Annotated in this window: 19 protein-coding genes; all 19 read right to left on the reverse strand. The window is 33.9% G+C overall.

Annotated features, from left to right (window positions below):
* Nucleotides 1-444 precede the first annotated feature (444 nt).
* Complete coding sequence (ytvI, locus tag MWH25_RS00770; RefSeq protein WP_248624776.1) at nucleotides 445-1,500, reverse strand: sporulation integral membrane protein YtvI; 1,056 nt, start codon at nucleotides 1,498-1,500, stop codon at nucleotides 445-447.
* A 12-nt stretch (nucleotides 1,501-1,512) separates the two neighbouring features.
* Nucleotides 1,513-2,325, reverse strand: coding sequence for a phosphatidate cytidylyltransferase (locus tag MWH25_RS00775; protein WP_248624778.1), 813 nt, complete (start codon nucleotides 2,323-2,325; stop codon nucleotides 1,513-1,515).
* Nucleotides 2,326-2,331: 6 nt separating this feature from the next.
* The gene (gene uppS, locus MWH25_RS00780; RefSeq protein ID WP_248624780.1) at nucleotides 2,332-3,129 is read right to left on the reverse strand and encodes an undecaprenyl pyrophosphate synthase; all 798 of its coding nucleotides are present in this window, start codon (nucleotides 3,127-3,129) and stop codon (nucleotides 2,332-2,334) included.
* Nucleotides 3,130-3,246: 117 nt separating this feature from the next.
* On the reverse strand, nucleotides 3,247-3,804 hold the full coding sequence (gene frr, locus MWH25_RS00785; RefSeq protein ID WP_248624782.1) for a ribosome recycling factor: 558 nt from the start codon (nucleotides 3,802-3,804) through the stop codon (nucleotides 3,247-3,249).
* 24 nt (nucleotides 3,805-3,828) lie between these two features.
* On the reverse strand, nucleotides 3,829-4,542 hold the full coding sequence (pyrH, locus tag MWH25_RS00790) for a UMP kinase (protein WP_248624784.1): 714 nt from the start codon (nucleotides 4,540-4,542) through the stop codon (nucleotides 3,829-3,831).
* Nucleotides 4,543-4,660: 118 nt separating this feature from the next.
* Entirely contained in the window at nucleotides 4,661-5,311 is a 651-nt protein-coding gene (gene tsf / locus MWH25_RS00795; RefSeq protein WP_248624786.1) for a translation elongation factor Ts, read from the reverse strand.
* An 86-nt stretch (nucleotides 5,312-5,397) separates the two neighbouring features.
* On the reverse strand, nucleotides 5,398-6,135 hold the full coding sequence (rpsB, locus tag MWH25_RS00800; RefSeq protein ID WP_248624788.1) for a 30S ribosomal protein S2: 738 nt from the start codon (nucleotides 6,133-6,135) through the stop codon (nucleotides 5,398-5,400).
* A gap of 222 nt (nucleotides 6,136-6,357) precedes the next feature.
* Nucleotides 6,358-6,924, reverse strand: coding sequence for an endolytic transglycosylase MltG (locus tag MWH25_RS00805; RefSeq protein ID WP_248624790.1), 567 nt, complete (start codon nucleotides 6,922-6,924; stop codon nucleotides 6,358-6,360).
* A complete protein-coding gene (locus MWH25_RS00810; protein WP_248624792.1) occupies nucleotides 6,924-7,442 on the reverse strand; it encodes a hypothetical protein in 519 nt (172 codons plus the stop codon). The genes MWH25_RS00805 and MWH25_RS00810 overlap by 1 nt, the downstream gene beginning before the upstream one ends.
* Nucleotides 7,443-7,456: 14 nt before the next feature.
* Nucleotides 7,457-7,756: a hypothetical protein gene (locus tag MWH25_RS00815; protein ID WP_248624794.1), complete on the reverse strand. Its 300-nt coding sequence runs from the start codon at nucleotides 7,754-7,756 to the stop codon at nucleotides 7,457-7,459.
* Nucleotides 7,757-7,773: 17 nt separating this feature from the next.
* Nucleotides 7,774-9,573, reverse strand: coding sequence for a FapA family protein (locus tag MWH25_RS00820; protein WP_248624796.1), 1,800 nt, complete (start codon nucleotides 9,571-9,573; stop codon nucleotides 7,774-7,776).
* Nucleotides 9,574-9,598: 25 nt separating this feature from the next.
* Complete coding sequence (locus MWH25_RS00825; RefSeq protein ID WP_248624798.1) at nucleotides 9,599-10,378, reverse strand: FliA/WhiG family RNA polymerase sigma factor; 780 nt, start codon at nucleotides 10,376-10,378, stop codon at nucleotides 9,599-9,601.
* 13 nt (nucleotides 10,379-10,391) lie between these two features.
* Nucleotides 10,392-10,775 (reverse strand): hypothetical protein, encoded by a 384-nt coding sequence (locus MWH25_RS00830; protein ID WP_248624800.1) that lies wholly within the window; start codon nucleotides 10,773-10,775, stop codon nucleotides 10,392-10,394.
* Nucleotides 10,776-10,791: 16 nt separating this feature from the next.
* Nucleotides 10,792-11,253, reverse strand: a complete 462-nt coding sequence (locus tag MWH25_RS00835; protein WP_248624803.1) for a chemotaxis protein CheD — start codon at nucleotides 11,251-11,253, stop codon at nucleotides 10,792-10,794.
* Between the two features lie 13 nt (nucleotides 11,254-11,266).
* The gene (locus tag MWH25_RS00840; RefSeq protein WP_248624805.1) at nucleotides 11,267-11,902 is read right to left on the reverse strand and encodes a chemotaxis protein CheC; all 636 of its coding nucleotides are present in this window, start codon (nucleotides 11,900-11,902) and stop codon (nucleotides 11,267-11,269) included.
* Between the two features lie 35 nt (nucleotides 11,903-11,937).
* Entirely contained in the window at nucleotides 11,938-12,660 is a 723-nt protein-coding gene (locus MWH25_RS00845; protein ID WP_248624807.1) for a flagellar brake protein, read from the reverse strand.
* Nucleotides 12,661-12,675: 15 nt separating this feature from the next.
* Complete coding sequence (locus MWH25_RS00850; protein ID WP_248624809.1) at nucleotides 12,676-13,584, reverse strand: MinD/ParA family protein; 909 nt, start codon at nucleotides 13,582-13,584, stop codon at nucleotides 12,676-12,678.
* Nucleotides 13,581-14,663 (reverse strand): flagellar biosynthesis protein FlhF, encoded by a 1,083-nt coding sequence (locus tag MWH25_RS00855; RefSeq protein ID WP_248624811.1) that lies wholly within the window; start codon nucleotides 14,661-14,663, stop codon nucleotides 13,581-13,583. The genes MWH25_RS00850 and MWH25_RS00855 overlap by 4 nt, the downstream gene beginning before the upstream one ends.
* A 1-nt stretch (nucleotide 14,664) precedes the next feature.
* Nucleotides 14,665-16,740, reverse strand: a complete 2,076-nt coding sequence (flhA, locus tag MWH25_RS00860; RefSeq protein ID WP_248624814.1) for a flagellar biosynthesis protein FlhA — start codon at nucleotides 16,738-16,740, stop codon at nucleotides 14,665-14,667.
* Nucleotide 16,741: the final 1 nt, after the last annotated feature.

The raw sequence follows: 16,741 nt of genomic DNA on the forward strand, positions 1-16,741 counted from the left end.
CAATTGACAATTGACGGAATGTACAATTTACAATTAAAGGTCAAAACCTTGAAAATTTAAGACTCCTAAAAAGCCTATATATTTACAAGTTAACTTGGTTTTGACCTTTAAGGTTTTAATTAGGTTTTAAGAAAATTTATGTTTGAGCTAAGCATAGTTTCTGCGTTTAAGCTTCGGAAAAGGGTTTAATATTTAAATATTAAGTAATAAAATTAATTTTAAGCAGAGATTTAGCTTTGAATAGCGAGTTTAAATTTTCCTCTGGTTTTTTAGCTTTTTTTCCTAATTTTTTTTGCAGCAAAAAAATTTAGTCGAGGAAGGGCTGATTTTTAGCCCGCTCGAAACTGATTTTGAAGTTTATTGGTTTAAGGTCTTAATTTTAAAAGGTGACGCTATATATCAATTAATCTTTATCTCTAGTAACCAGTCACTAATTACTAGTAACTACTTAACAATTGAAATAACTCCTGATTTAATAATCGAATTTAAGATAATCAAGAATACTGGTCCGATAAAGAATCCAACCACTCCAAAAAATTGGACACCTAAATATAATGCCATTAAAGTAGCTAAGGGATGGATCCCTATATTCTGACCCACTATCTTAGCTTCTGTTGACTGGCGAACTACTGCAATTATAATATAATTAATTAATAATCCAAGTCCTAAACTTGTATTCCCGATTATAAAATTATAGATAGCCCACGGAAGAAAGATTAAACTAGGGCCAATAACTGGAATCAAATCTAAGACTCCACAGACCAACCCAATTACAATCGCATAATTACTCCTTAAAATCAACAGACCAATAATAGAAATTATTGTTGTGTTCGTAATCAAGAACATTTGAGCTCTAATAAAACCTACTATAGAGCTAATAATATCATATTGCATAACTCGAACCTTTTCCCGCCAGCCACTTGGAATATAAGACAAACAACTTTCTATAATTATTTCTTTATCCTTACTAATAAAGAAAGTAGAAAGCAAACTGATAAAAATAGTTATAATTACTCGTGGTAATTTCCTGACTGCTTCCAATAAATAAGTAAAAGAAAGATCGATCATATTCTTAATTTGAGCATAAAGAATTTCTAAGTTATCAATAATGGTTTCCCTAACAGTCCCTGGCACTTGCCATTCATCAAATAAAGTACTTAAATTTCCATTTTGCTCTAATAACCAATCAAATCTAGCCCCTAATTTATTATAGTCAGGTAGCTCATGTACTAAAGTGTCCAATTCGATCAACAATCTAGAAATACTAATCGTCAATAACAAACTAATAAAAATTATTATAATTGCTAATACTATAGCAACTGCCATCCCCCGCGAAAATTTAGCTTCTCGTTCCAAAAAAAGGACAGCAGGCTCAATTAAACTGGCCAGAATAATACCAATAATAAACGGCAGTACATAACCAATTAAATAATTTAAAATGATAATACTAGCAGCTGAAACACCTAATAAAATCAGCCCTACTTTATAGCTACTCTTCATCATTTCTCACCGTCACTTCAATATCACCCATTGTAAATAATAATATACAACAGGTAGACTAAATAATAAACTATCGATTCGATCCAATATCCCACCATGACCAGGTATCAACTCTCCCGAATCTTTAATTTGAGCATCACGCTTAAAAATAGAAACAGCCAAATCTCCTAACTGAGCAACCACTCCTATTAAACCTCCTAAAATAAATCCTGTTAAGTAGTTAAACTCTAAAAAATACCTACCAAAAATTATCGTCACTATAATGCTACCAATCAATCCTCCTACTGCTCCTTCAATTGTCTTATTAGGACTAATTCGAGGAGCTAATGGATGTTTACCAAAGTTCATTCCTACAAAATAAGCTCCTATATCAGTTAGCCAGGTTGCTAAAATTGGTAACCAAACAAGCAATCCACCCCACCTTTCTCCTCCAAGTTCAAGATTATATAATAAGATCAAGTGACTAAATAAGCCTGTGATATAAATTGCTCCAAATAAAGTAACTGCTGTAGTCAAAATTGCAGATTGATCAGTTTTAATTAAAATTTGCTTTAGCAATAAAGCAATCACAGCTAAGGATACTAAAGGATAGACTAAATTCAGATCATTAGTTATATAAATCGTTGAAACCCAGGTTATTCCAATTAAGTAGCCGATTAATTTACTAGTTATAATCCCCTTCTCTTCTACTAATTGATAATATTCATTGAGAGCTAAAATTAAAACAATTAAATTTAAAATCATAAACGCTAAGCCACCTAAATTAAAAATAAAGATCAATAATGGAATACCTATAATTGCACTTATAATTCGTTTACTTAACATTTCAGTTTAACACCTACCCTCTTTAAGTCCTCCAAATCTTCTTTCTCTGTTTTGAAAATCAGCTATTGCCTGCAAGAAAGTTTCAGCAGTAAAATCTGGCCAATAAGTTTGAGTAAAATAAAGTTCTGCATAAGCTATCTGCCATAATAAAAAATTACTAAGTCTTTCTTCTCCACCTGGTCTAATTAATAGCTCTGGATCAGGCTGGTCAGCAGTATATAACTGGGCAGCTATTTCAGCTTCATCTATTTCTTCTATTTTCAATTGCTCGTCCTTAACCCTACTAGCAATATTTTTAATCACTTCGATAATTTCTGCTCTACCACCATAATCTAAAGCAATATTAATAATTATTTTTTGATTATTCTCTGTTTTTTTCATTACCTGCTCAGCCACTTGTTTCACAGAGTCAGGTAGTCTATCTTTATAGCCAATAATCTTAACCTTAACCCCTTGTTGATTAAATCGATCAAGCTCTTTTTCAAATACTTGTTGAAAAAGTTTCATTAAAAAATCAACTTCGCTCTGCGGGCGTTTCCAATTTTCCGTTGAAAAGGTATAAGCTGTAATGTAACCTATTCCTATTTTAGCAGCACATTCAACAATTTTTTTTAAGCTATCAACCCCAGCTTGATGACCTGCAGTCCTAGGCAAACCTCTCTGTTTAGCCCAGCGACCATTTCCATCCATGATAATTGCTACATGTTCAGGAATTGGCCCTTGCTTGATTTCTTCTAAATTTCGTTTAGAAGTAGTAGCTACTTCTTGATTAGTGACCAGTTTATCAATTAATTTCTTTAACACAGCCTAACCTCCCTCTTATAAAATAACCCCCTCACTCCTTGAGGGGGAAGCTATCAAAAGAAACTATTATCTTATAGAGCTTCAGATCAAATTCTAAATCTATCTTTTATATCCTTCCTAAACACCCATAATAGCAGAAGTCTTCTCTTCTAACAATTGATCAATTGTTTCTATATATTCATCAGTTATCTTTTGAATATTATCCAATCCTCGATGATAATTATCTTCAGAAATTTCGCCTTCCTTTTCTAACTCTTCCAACTGGTTATTAGATTCTCTTCTAATATTTCTAATAGCTATCTTTCCTTCTTCTGCTTTGTTATTAGCAACTTGGGCCAACTCTTTTCTTCTTTCCTCCGTCAATTGCGGAATATTAATTCTGATTACTTCTCCATCATTATTAGGAGTTAATCCTAGATCAGACTTCAAAATTGCTTTCTCTATTTCATCGATCACATTAGCATCAAAAGGTTTAATTAATAATTGACGCGGCTCTGGAGCAGATACCTTTGCCATCTGATTTAAAGGGGTCAATGCACCATAATAATCCGCTTTAATTCCATCAAGCAAAGAAGGTCTAGCCCTCCCAGTCCTTACCTTATTAAATTCACTCTTCGTCTTATCAATTACTTGCTCCATCTCTTGTTTAGTCTCACTAGCAACTTGAACAATCATATTACAACCTCCTTAGTTTTAAATTTAACGAACAAAAGTCCCAATCTCTTCGCCTAATACAACCCTCTTTATATTTTCAATCTGTTTAATTCCAAAGACTATTAATGGAATCTGGTTATCCATACATAAAGAAACAGCCGTGGAATCCATCACACCTAACCCTCGATTTAAAACATCAATATAACTTAACTCCTTAAACTTAACTGCATCTGGGTTCTCTACTGGATCTGAATCGTAAACTCCATCAACGTTCTTAGCCATCAAGATAGCATCCGCATTAATTTCAGCTGCTCTTAAAGCGGCAGTTGTATCAGTGGAAAAGAAAGGATTTCCTGTTCCTGCTGCAAAGATAACAACTCTTCCCTTCTCTAAATGTCGCATTGCTCGACGTCTAATATAAGGTTCTGCAATCTGACGCATTGCAATAGCAGTCTGTACTCGAGTTTCAAGTTCTAATTTTTCTAAAGCATCCTGTAATGCTAAAGAATTCATTACAGTAGCTAACATTCCCATATAATCAGCAGTACCACGATCCATCCCCTTAGCACTACCTGCAACTCCCCTAAAAATATTCCCTCCACCAACTACAATGGCTATTTCAACCCCTGTTGTTAAGACCTTCTTTATTTCCTGGGCAATTGAATTAATAAATTGTGGGTCAATACCATATTCTTGTTCTCCAGCTAATGCTTCGCCACTTAATTTAATTATTACTCTTTTATACTTCGCTTTTGTCATTAATACATCCCCCAGTTCTATTTCATATTTCTAGAATCTATCTTTAATTCCTTGTTATAAACAAAAATCAACTCTAAAAAAAGAGAACACAAACCGTGTTCTCTTTGTAATTCAATTTTTACTTGTTAACTTCACTCATAACTTCCTCTGCAAAATCTTCTTCTTCAATCTCTATTCCTTCTCCTAATTCATAGCGAGTAAAGCGGCGAACATTAATATTCTCACCTAATTCTGCAATCTTTTCTGTTAATAAGTCTTGAACGGTTTTATCAGAGTCTTTAATATATTCCTGCTCTAATAAACACTCCTGACTATAAAATTTATCTAATCTACCTTCTACTATTTTTTCAATAATATGTTCTGGTTTATCTTCATTAGCGGCTTGTTTTCTAAGTACTTCTTTTTCTTGTTCGATATCATTAGCTGATACATCATCACGAGAAATATAACTTGGATTAGCAGCAGCAATCTGCATCGCAACATTATTAACTAATTCTTCAAATGAATCATTTTTAGCTACAAAATCTGTTTCACAGTTAACTTCTAATAATACACCAATCTTACCACCCATATGTATGTAAGAATGAACTAATCCTTGAGCAGCAGTTCTACCCGCTTTCTTCTCAGCAGCAGCAATCCCTTCTTCTCTTAAATATTCAACTGCCTTGTCCAAATCACCATCTTTCTTTTCTAAGGCTTTTTTACAATCTAACATTCCTGCACTAGTCTTTTCTCTTAACTTTTTAATATCTGCTGTAGATACTCCCATTACCTAACCCCCCTATTTATTCAAAAAAGGCGTTTCATAAGGACGATAAACATCCTTATTTCCACGCCCTTTTACAGTTAATTATTTTAGTCTTCTTCTACTTCAGTTTCTTGCTCTTGAGTAGTCTCTTCTTGCTCAATTTGACCTTGTTTACCTTCTAAGACAGCATCAGCTATAACACCAGTTAATAACTTAACGGCTCTAATAGCATCATCATTACCTGTAATCATGTAATCAATCACATCAGGATCACAGTTAGTATCAACAATTGCAACTACTGGAATTCCTAATTTATTCGCTTCAGCAACAGCAATCTCTTCTTTCCGTGGATCAGCAACATAAAGAGCATCAGGCAATCCATTCATATCTCGAATTCCACCTAAAAAACGCTTTAACTTGTTTCGTTCTTTTTCTAATTCCATTACCTCTTTTTTAGGTAAAACCTCGAAAATACCATCTTCTTCCATTTGCTCCAGTTCTTCTAGCCTCTCAATTCTCTTACGAATTGTTTGATAGTTGGTTAACATACCACCTAACCATCTTTCATTAACATAAGGCATTCCACATCGTTCAGCTTCTTTTTTAATCGTATGTTTGGCCTGTTTTTTAGTACCTACAAATAAGATAGTCTTATCTTCACTTGCTAACTCACAAACAAAGTCATAAGCTTTTTCTGCAAACTTAACAGTTTGCTGTAAATCTACTATGTAGATTCCATTTCTTTCAGTGAAGATATAATCTTTCATTTTAGGATTCCATCTCTTTGTTTGATGACCAAAATGAACTCCAGATTCTAATAATTGCTTCATAGTAACTACAGACATTACTTCGGCACCTCCTCTCGGTTTTTAATCCTCCATCTTCTTCATTCTTTGATAAGACCCATAGGGCACCTTTATCAAAGTCCAAAGATGTGTGTGCTAGTTTTATCTTTAATACACCATTAAGTAGTATACCACATGCCTAAAATAATATCAACAATTTTAAATATTTTTTCTCACCTCAAGCTCAAATTTAAATCCAAGCTAAAATAACAGAAAATTCATTTATTGTGCTAGCAAAGTTAATAATAATCTCAGAGGAGAAATATCAGTAGAAAATTGATAGGTTCCTGCCATAACCTTCCTTTCACTATCCAGCTTATCTAAAATTTGAATGAAGACAAGTCGATCTTCAATTAGTTCTTGTTCTACTAATAAAGTAGCAACCTGCCTACTGGGCATCCCTTCTGGAATTGTAATTTCAATTACTTCTCCATCATTTTTTTCTTCAACTTCAAGCTCTTCTTGCTCTAATAATTTTTCCACCTCTGCAGTTGATTCTTCTTTTTCCTGCTCTATTTTATCTACTTCTTCCTCTTCTGCTAAATCAATTAGTACTTTCTCTAAATCAACCTCTTGTTGTAAGTTAATACTAGAATTATATTTTTGATAATTTTCACCAGAAAAAGTCATCCCCAACTCTCTAGCCTTACTTATAATATCCTCTTGCTCTACTTGCTCTTCCTTTTCAAAAACTAACTCTTCTTGTTGAAACTGATAATCAGTACCTAGCAACACTAAAGAAAACACCACAAGAGTTATTCCTATTCCCAATAAAGTGTGACGAATCATTATTCTTCCCTCCGTAAATTCAACTTGCAGATCAATTCTACCTCGCGTGTTCCTTTACCTAATCTTTGAGCTACCTCTGATAATTCTAGTCCTTGCTTCAACAATTTTTTTATTTTATGATATTCTTCCTGCTCAGACGTGCTTTTTAATTTTTTATTATTACTAACTTTGACTTTGCTAGAACTTAAATTTGAGTTTGAAATATAATTAACATCAATTCTTTTTTTAATTCCTTCAATCTTTTGATTTAATAACTCAACATCTTCACCTATCTCTTTCATTAACTCTTTGACTAAAGTCAGCTCTTGTTTAAAATCTTTGTTATCTAATTTAGTATTTAATACTTTAGTAAACTCTTCACTGGATTGTCTACTCTTTAATAACTCTTGTAATTGGCTAAGTTGGGTAAGCACTTCCGATTTTAAGTAATAATCTCCTTCTTTTTTTTCAGCTCGATAGGTTAATAGTAAAGAACATAAAATTATTATAATTCCTAAAGCAAAAAATAGATACTTCACCTTATGACCTCCTGTCAGATCTTAATATCAATATATGAGCCTCGTTTTGTATTGCTTGCCTGTTCATTTTTTTCCTCTTCTTCTTTACTTTCTTGCTCCTGATTCTGTTGTTCAGTCTCTTCTTGATCATTAATCTGTTTATGCTCAGTCTCCTCAGATTTATTAACTCGATTTTCTTTTTTGAGATTTTCTTTCTTTAGGTCTTGGGCTAACTGATGATGATCTAGATCAGGCTTATTTTGCCGTTCTTGTTCTATTCGATTAATTCTTAAAGAACGAGGAAGAGTTGTCTTAGGTGTAATTGGTTCAGTCATTTTCAATCACCACCTTCTTATGAATAAGATGTAGTCTTAATCTCCTCATCATCAACATAGTATTGAAGATGACTTTTAGACTTTGTTATCTTCTTACTACAGGTTCCAATCGTAAGTGATACCCCTGAATAAATAGTATCATAAACTTTAATTCTACCCTTCTTTCCTTTCTCTAATCTTTGAGCTAATTTATCCCGTTCAATCTTTAGCTTTTCTAATTCACCAGCAATATTAAACCGCTGACGAGTTAATTGATTCAATAATTTCTGTTTTTTATTAGATAATCTCCCATCAGACTGCTCTTTTTTCTTCTTTAATACTCTAAGATCCTTAATCGTTTCATCTAATTTTTCTTGCTTGTGCTGATATTCAGCCTGCTTTGTTTCAAATTCATCTCTTAACTCAGGACTAATTCCTACACACACCTCAGTAGCAGTTGCCAAACTAGAACCAATGATCTTAGCATCTATTTCCTTCCCAGCTCTAACCTTTCCTCCTACAATCAATCCCTTATTTTGATTTGAAATTATCTGTTGACCCGCATCTATATCACTATGCATAATTGCATCTTTAACAATTAAATCTTCTTCTGTTTTAAGTATGGCATTTTCAATAAACTTTACAGTAACAGTTCCTGTAGCATTGATCTCTCCTTTATTTAAACCAATAAACCCTTTCCCTATGGTTACTTGCCCTTGAGAATCAATCTTTCCCCCATAGACACTTCCCTTGACTTGAACGTTGCCTTTAGCCTTAATCTCTAATCCTTCATTAACATTACCTTTAACTATTACATTACCACTAAAATCTATATTTCCAGTCGATAAATCTAAATCACCATTGACTGTATGAACATCTAAGACACTAATAGCTCCTTGAGTATAGACAACTTGGCCCTCCATTCCTGCTTTAATAGCCAAACCATCCTCACTAACTTCAACATTTTCACCTACAGGTAATTCAATATCTTCAACCGGCTCAGGTGGAATCTCTTCTCCTGTAACTGTTATTCCAGCTTCACCTTCCTTAGATGGGGTCTTGATAGCCAATATTTCTCCTTCTTCCACATTAATAATTCGGTTCAAATTATAAAAATCAACATTACCATCATCCAGCTGCTTAACCTTCTGCTTTTTTTGTTCAAGATCAAACTCAAAGTTTATCTTAGCGTCTTCCCCAGAAACTGGTTCTTCACCTACTGCTATCAAATAATTCTCATACTTTTCCTGAGGAGCAAAATCTGCAGCAAATTCTTCTTTTCGAATCCCAGCTACAACTCCTGCTTCTTTCACCTGCTCAATTATTTGCTCAACAGAATACTTCTCTCCTCCTAGCGGTGGATAATAATCTAAATAAACTGCCATCTGATCTGAACTAATAGTTACATTAACTTTTGCATCACGATCTAATTCTGGATTTCTATCAGCAATTTTGATCTCTTCATTTCCAATAGTTAATGCTTCACTAATAGCAGCATAATTTATATCTGTAATCTCCTTTTCTGCTAATATTCTTTCAATCATTTCAATTTTAACTTCTGCCCCATTTCCTTGAGGGAGTTTTACTTCTAGAAAAATTCCATCAGGCTTAACCTTAACCTCAAAACTTCCATCAATAGATTCTTCAACTTCTAAAACAGCTTGATAAACCTTCTTACTACCAAACAGACCTAAAAACTTCTTTTCTTCAATTACTTCTAATGATATATCTTCCTTACTAAATTCCTCCGCTACTTTCTCTTTAAGCAGATCATAAGCCTGACCTAACGCTTCATCTTCTTGCTTTGCTTCTACTTGTACTCGCTCAACTATTAACATATCATTGCCCCCCTTCTTCCATATCTCACCCTACTAATAGCTCCTTTTTCCTACTTAAATGACCTCTTAATCTAAAGATGGCTTTTGTATGTAGTTGCGAAATTCTAGCTGTACTTAATTCCATAACTTCTCCTATCTCTTTTAAGGTCAAGTCTTCATAGTAATACAAGCTGATTACCAACTTTTCCTTTTTAGGTAATTTATTAATAGTTTCCCCTAAAATTTGTTTCATTTGATTATACTCAAAGACATTATCTGGGCCAATCCCTTCCGGATCTTCAATCAAATCTTTTAGCCTTAACTTATTACCATCTTGTGGTGCAATTAGCCGCTCTAATGAAATGTTTTCTGGAATATTAACTTCAGATAATAATTGTTTGAACTCTTGTTTAGTTAAATCTAACTCTACTCTCACTTCTTGCTCTGTAGGAGTACGATTTAATTCATTCTCTAACTTAATATAAACTTTAGTCAAGTTCTTTGCTTTCCTTCTAATACTTTGGGGTACCCAATCTAACTTTCTAAGTTCATCATAGATTGCTCCTCTAATTCTTGGTACCGCATAGGTTGAAAATTTTATATTCCTCTCACTATCAAATCTCTCTAGTGCATCCATTAATCCCAACACACCATAATTGACTAAATCTTCAAACTTAAAATTATCAGGCAACTTAACAATAACCTTACCAGCAAGATGCTTAACCAATGGGAGATATTTCAAAACTAATTTTTCCTTAGCCTGTTGCGATTTTTCCTGCTTATATTTTCGCCATAATACATCTTCATCAGTCTTACTGCTGACCATTTAAAATACCCCCTTACTCATCCTCTTTCATATTTCGAATTATTTCTGCTGCTTTTTGAGAGTCTTCTTCTATTTCATTTATTATATTTGGATCATCTTGACTGAGATCATTAAATTCAAGTGGGGTCATTTCTGATTTTTCTTCAGCTTGCTCACTCTCTTTATCTACTGCTATTTCAGCTTCAGCTCCTGCTAATTCTTGTGATTCAATAATAGTTAAATTATTAGTTATCAACTGACCTATAATTGCTCCAATTAAACTAAAAATCACTCCTCCAACCATTGACCTTTTGAATGCTGTTAACCAGCTTAAATTAGCAATTAAAGCTACCGCTAAAACTACAATAATAGCTATTACTAAAAATAACAAAGCTAATTTTTTAGCTAACCAGCTCAATTTTTAATCTCTCCTTTTATAAAACTATATCATCATGTTTTACCGTCTTAATTAATACTTTTCCAGTTAAATTATGTAATTCCATAGTTCTTCCATAATTTCCGCCTACTTCAGCTCCCAAAATAGGTATCCTCTTCTCCTGCAAAATTCGCTCAACAGCCTCTATATTTCTAGCTCCTATCCTCATTTTATCATTTGAACTAGAAAAATTAAACATTTGAGCCCCACCAGCCATTTTAGCTTCTAACCGATTGAGATTAACTTTCTTTTTCCTTAATTTATCTAATAAGGTATCTAAAGCAGTATCTGCATATTTGGCAGAATTTCCTTGGTTACGATTAGTAGGAAACTCAGGCAACATTACATGTGCCATACCCCCAATTTTAGTTGCTTTATTATACAAAGTTACCCCTACACAGGAACCTAAGCCAGAAGTAATAATAATATCGTCTTCACTCCCAACTTTAAGATCTGCCATTCTTACTCTAATTTTACCCTTCACTGGCAACACCCAACTTTTCTAGTATAAATTGCAAAGATTCTGGTTCAGGTATTAAAAAAAAGTTTCCTTTAACCTCCTGTTCCATATCACTTAAAAACTCCGTTTCAATTACCAAAGCATAATCCCCTATTTGACCTAATTCTATAAAGCAGACCTCTAAAATAGCTCCTGCCATATCAAATTCTAAAGAAGGAACTGAGGGACTAACTGTTATCCCTAACATCTGAGAAAAAGCATTCAAATTTGCTCCAGTTAAGATATTAGAAATCTCTTTTAAAGCAGAGGATTCAAATTCTCCTAGCTCATCTTCAATATCTGTTTTTTGACCAACAAGCAACTGAATCAATAAATTAGCACTATCTGGTAGCAAGGTAAATAAGACTCCTCCATTAATATCTCCTTCAGTTCTAACTAACATTGCTACTATTAATTCTTCTTCATTGCCAATGATACCAGGCAGATCTGCGATTGGAATTAAATTAACATTAGGAACTGTCATTTTAATCTTACTATTTAGCATATCAGATAATGAAGTAGCAGCATTCCCTGCTCCAATACTAGCTACCTCTTTTAAAGCATCTAATTGCAATGGCCCTAACTGAGACAAACCATCATTATTAAGCATCAGTGATCACCTCTTATACATATATTCTAGATCAGTTAAATCAATCCCTTTTTTCTTAATTCACGCTGTTTATCAAAGATCCACTTTACTAATTTATCTTTATCCTCTTTAGCCAAGTTAATAAATTTTATTCCTACCACATACTTTTTTTGATCATTTTCAATCTTTTCTACCACTCGTACCACCTGACCTAACACCTTAGTCACTGAAAGATCAGCAAAGTCAAGATTAATTCTAATAATCTCTTCTTCTTCCAACTCCATCATCGTCTGCATCTTCATCTTTAATCCACCGGCACTGAGATCAATAATCAGTGCTTTATAATCACTTTCTTCCCCATCAAGTCCAGCAATATTTTCTGCTTGAAAGGATTCTGCACCTACTAATTCATACTCTGTCTCCTCATAAATTTCTAATCTAAATGATTTCCGCTCTTGAGTCCTCTTAATCTGACCAGCTATCTTTAATTTTAGTAACGGCGTAACATCTACCTCTTTCCCTATTACTTTGACAGGTATAGTATATAATCCATTTTGTTCCTTCAAAAAAACAGTTCCTCTCGTTCCATTAGAAACCTTAATTAATTTCCCTTCAGCAAATGGATTATTAATCAAAAAAGTATCATCAGCTAAAACATCTGCTATCTGAGTTGCATACTTATCCTCATATTTATCATGCAAAAACTCTATCTCAATCCCCTGATTTATCTTCAGCTTTCTCCTAAGCTGAAAATTATCAATCTTTTGAGTATTCCTCACAATTCCCCTCCTTAACTAAAAGTTTAATAGCTTATTAAAAAAACCTTTAATCCCTTTAGACTCTTTTTCTTTCACCTCTTTATCTAATAATTTAGCAACTATTTGATTGGTGCTTTTTACTACTTGGGCTTTAGGAAATTCTAAAAAAAATGGTCTTCTCCTTCTAACTGCTTTAGTTACTGCTTTATCAGTAGGTAAAACCCCCAATAAATTTATTTCAAGCTTTAAAAAATCATGAGCAGTTTTAACTAATCTATCTGCCACCTTATTTCCTTCCTTACTATTCTCTGCTTGATTAACTACTAATCTAATAGTGGCTCCTTGATCATGTTTAGCAATTACCTTTATTACTCCATAGGCATCAGTAATCGATGTAGGTTCTGGAGTAGAGATGATAATTACTTCATCCGCTGCTAAAACAAATTTAATAACATTGTTTGTTAAACCAGCACCTGTATCGATTAGAATAATATCGAACTTTTGATCTATTTTATTCCAACAATTGATTAAATTATTAATCTGATACGAAGATAGATTAGCTAATTCTTCTAATCCAGATCCCCCCGGAATTAAAGCTAAACCATCAGGACCATCTACAATTATCTCTCCTAACTCCTTTTCCCCTCCGATAACATGGCTTAAATTGTAGGTAGGACTGACACCCAAAATAACATCTAGATTGGCCATTCCTAGATCAGCATCAATAACCATCACTTTTTTTCCTTCTTGTTGCAATCCTAAAGCTAAATTAGCAGTGAAATTTGATTTACCTACGCCACCCTTACCACTTGTTACAGCATAGACATAAGCTGAACCCTCTTTTTTTATTCCGTTATCTTTTGTTAATTTTTCCTTGTTTTTCCCTTCAGGCTTCTCTTTCATACTCTGGACTAAATTTCTCAACTTTTCTGCTTGATCTGTCATAACTCAAACCCCTTAACAATATCAGCAGCTAATTCATCAGATTCAGCTATCTTTATATCTTCTGGTACATCTTGTCCTAATGTAACATACGATAAGGGTTTTTCAGCTTTAGTCATCACCTCAAAAATAATTCCTAACGAATTAGTTTCATCAATTTTAGTAATAATCAATTTATCTAAATCAATCTTTTGATAAGTATCAATTACCTCCATTGCATCCGTTATCTTAGTTGTAGCACTCAATACTAAATAAACCTCATCAATTGGAGCCTTTTTGATGAAGCTTTTTAATTCTGACATATGAACTTGGTTATTTTGACTTCTCCCAGCAGTATCAATTAGTATTAGATCATATCCTTGATAGTTTTCAATTGCTGTTACTAACTCTTGAGGGGTAAATACAACTTCTAAAGGTAGATCGATAATTTCACTATAAGTTTTTAACTGATCAACTGCTGAAATACGATAAGTATCAGCTGTAATCAAACCTACCTTTTTATCTTCAAATAAAGCAAAATTAGCAGCTAATTTTGCCAACGTAGTAGTCTTGCCGACACCAGTTGACCCAACCAATGCTACTACTTTTGTTTCTCCATCTTCTAGTTGAATAGGTTCTATATTATCCAGTTGTCCTGTCAGCTCTTCTTGTAAGATTTCTTTGACCCCTTCTTGATCTTCTAAGGTAGGAGCTTCTAATCTTCTTACAATCTTACCAGCTAATTCATGGGCTGTATCATGACTGACTCCAATCTCCAATAATGCTTCAATTAATTCTTGAAAACTTTGCTTAGACATTAAAGATAAATTTTGTTGACGATTATTCTCCATCTCTCCCATTAAATTATTCATCATACCCTTCATCTCTTTCAATTCACGCTCTAATTGATTATCTTCTCTCTGTTTACTTCTTTTTCCTTCAGTACTGGCTAAAACTTCAACCATCTCCTTTGCAAATAATCCAAAAACCCCTCCTTGTTTAAACTTACGAGTATGAAGAATAACAGCATCAGAACCTAAGTCAGACTTAACTTTAGCAACTATTTCTTGCATATTCTCTCCACGATATTTTTTGATCTTCATTTTATAACCTCACCATCCCTACTGTCTGGACATTAAGATAAGGTTCTAGTTCATTAAACGATAATACAACTAAATTAGGTGCTATCTGTTGCGTCAATTCTTTGAAATGATACCTAATAATCGGAGCAGTCAATACAATTGGCTCATAACCTTGATTAGTTACTTTTTCTACTTCCTGGGCCAAATTATTTAAGATCTGCTGGGTTGTATTAGGTTCGAGTGCTAAATAAGAACCTTGTTCAGTATGCTCCATTGCTTCAGAAAGTTTTTCTTCTAGCTGTGGTGCCAATGTAATTACGTAAATATTGCCATTATCATCCTTATACTCTTTAGAAATATGCCGAGCCAACGCATCCTGTCTAACATATTCAGTTAAGATCTTCGTATCTTGTGTATTTCTTGCCTGATCAGCAAGCACCTCTAGAATTGAAACTAAATCTCTAATTGAAATACTTTCTTTTAATAAATTCTGTAAGACCTTCTGTACCTGCCCTACCGATAATAAATCAGGAATCAACTCCTCAACAACTGCTGAATGATCCTCTTTAACATTATCGATTAGCTCTTTAACCTCTTGTCTTCCTAGCAACTCATAAGCATGTGACTTAACCAATTCAGTCAAATGAGTTGCTACCACAGAAGGAGGATCAACTATTGTATAACCTGCCATTTCTGCCTTTTCTTTCTCATCCTCATCAATCCATAAAGCAGGCAGACCAAATGCTGGCTCTGTCGTCTCTATCCCTTCAATCTCTTCTGTAGCCATTCCAGAGTCCATTGCTAAATATTTATCAACTAAAATTTCATGCTCTGCTATCTCAATCCCACGTAGATTAACCCGATAATAGGTCGGCTCTAACTGCATATTATCTCTAATTCTAATTGGAGGAATCACAATTCCTAACTCTAGAGCACACTGCCTTCTGATCATGGAGACTCGATCTAATAAATCTCCTCCCTGTTCAGGTACTACGAGAGGAATTAGATTATATCCTACCTCTACCTCCATTGGATCAACCTGCAATAATTGAGTTATATTCTCTTGTTCTCGATACTCTTCAACCTCTTCCTCTTCCACAGCAGCTACCTCTTCTTGTACCTCTTGAACAGAAGCATTATGTAAAAGGTAACCTAATCCCCCTGCTAAAATAGCCAATAACAAAAAAGGGAATGTCGGTAACGGACTAAAAGCCCCTAAGACAAATAAAACTACTGCAACCAATACTAAACTTTTAGGCTGGGCCAATAACTGCTTAGTAAAGTCTTGACCTAAATTTCCTTCTGAAGCTGCTCTAGTTACAACAATACCGGTTGCTGTAGAGATCAATAAAGCAGGAACCTGACTGACCAAACCATCACCAACAGTCAATAATGTATATGTCTGTAATGCATCTGTGATTGGCATTCCTAGCTGAATAACCCCAATAACTAATCCACCTAAAACATTGATTAAAGTAATTATAATCCCTGCTATTGCATCACCTTTTACAAACTTACTGGCACCATCCATTGCTCCATAAAAGTCTGCTTCCTGGCGAATCTCTTCTCTTTTCTGCCTTGCTTCAGCTTCGGTAATCAATCCTGAATTCAGATCAGCATCAATACTCATCTGCTTACCAGGCATAGCATCTAAAGTAAAACGGGCTGAAACTTCTGCTACCCTTTCAGCCCCTTTAGTAATTACAATAAATTGAATTGCAACTAAAATAATAAAAATAACAAACCCTACTACATAATTCCCACCAACAACAAAGTCTCCAAAGGCCTCTATTACATTTCCAGCATCTGCTTGGCCCAAAATCAATCGGGTAGTAGAGACATTCAATGCTAATCTAAACAGTGTAGCTATTAATAATAATGATGGAAAAACAGACAACTCTAAAGGATTTACTAAATACATCGAAACTAACAGAATAGTTAGCCCTAAACTGATATTTAGCGTTAATAAAAGATCCAATAAAGCTGTCGGTAAAGGAATAATAAACATTATTACTACCATAATTACTGCCACTGCAAAGATAACATCATTATATTGGGCCAAATTACTCTGTTGAATTCTTTCTAAGGGTGTCGCCACT

Source organism: Natroniella acetigena, assembly GCF_023227745.1.
Classification (GTDB): Bacteria; Bacillota; Halanaerobiia; order Halobacteroidales; family Halobacteroidaceae; genus Natroniella; species Natroniella acetigena.

Bases quoted from the DNA above. Each gene is read 5' to 3' on its own strand.
- ytvI (WP_248624776.1), bottom strand. From the start codon at position 1,500: ATGAAGAGTAGCTATAAAGTAGGGCTGATTTTATTAGGTGTTTCAGCT.
- MWH25_RS00775 (WP_248624778.1), bottom strand. From the start codon at position 2,325: ATGTTAAGTAAACGAATTATAAGTGCAATTATAGGTATTCCATTATTG.
- frr (WP_248624782.1), bottom strand. From the start codon at position 3,804: ATGATTGTTCAAGTTGCTAGTGAGACTAAACAAGAGATGGAGCAAGTA.
- pyrH (WP_248624784.1), bottom strand. From the start codon at position 4,542: ATGACAAAAGCGAAGTATAAAAGAGTAATAATTAAATTAAGTGGCGAA.
- tsf (WP_248624786.1), bottom strand. From the start codon at position 5,311: ATGGGAGTATCTACAGCAGATATTAAAAAGTTAAGAGAAAAGACTAGT.
- rpsB (WP_248624788.1), bottom strand. From the start codon at position 6,135: ATGTCTGTAGTTACTATGAAGCAATTATTAGAATCTGGAGTTCATTTT.
- MWH25_RS00805 (WP_248624790.1), bottom strand. From the start codon at position 6,924: ATGATTCGTCACACTTTATTGGGAATAGGAATAACTCTTGTGGTGTTT.
- MWH25_RS00815 (WP_248624794.1), bottom strand. From the start codon at position 7,756: ATGACTGAACCAATTACACCTAAGACAACTCTTCCTCGTTCTTTAAGA.
- MWH25_RS00820 (WP_248624796.1), bottom strand. From the start codon at position 9,573: ATGTTAATAGTTGAGCGAGTACAAGTAGAAGCAAAGCAAGAAGATGAA.
- MWH25_RS00825 (WP_248624798.1), bottom strand. From the start codon at position 10,378: ATGGTCAGCAGTAAGACTGATGAAGATGTATTATGGCGAAAATATAAG.
- MWH25_RS00835 (WP_248624803.1), bottom strand. From the start codon at position 11,253: ATGGCAGATCTTAAAGTTGGGAGTGAAGACGATATTATTATTACTTCT.
- MWH25_RS00840 (WP_248624805.1), bottom strand. From the start codon at position 11,902: ATGCTTAATAATGATGGTTTGTCTCAGTTAGGGCCATTGCAATTAGAT.
- MWH25_RS00850 (WP_248624809.1), bottom strand. From the start codon at position 13,584: ATGACAGATCAAGCAGAAAAGTTGAGAAATTTAGTCCAGAGTATGAAA.
- MWH25_RS00855 (WP_248624811.1), bottom strand. From the start codon at position 14,663: ATGAAGATCAAAAAATATCGTGGAGAGAATATGCAAGAAATAGTTGCT.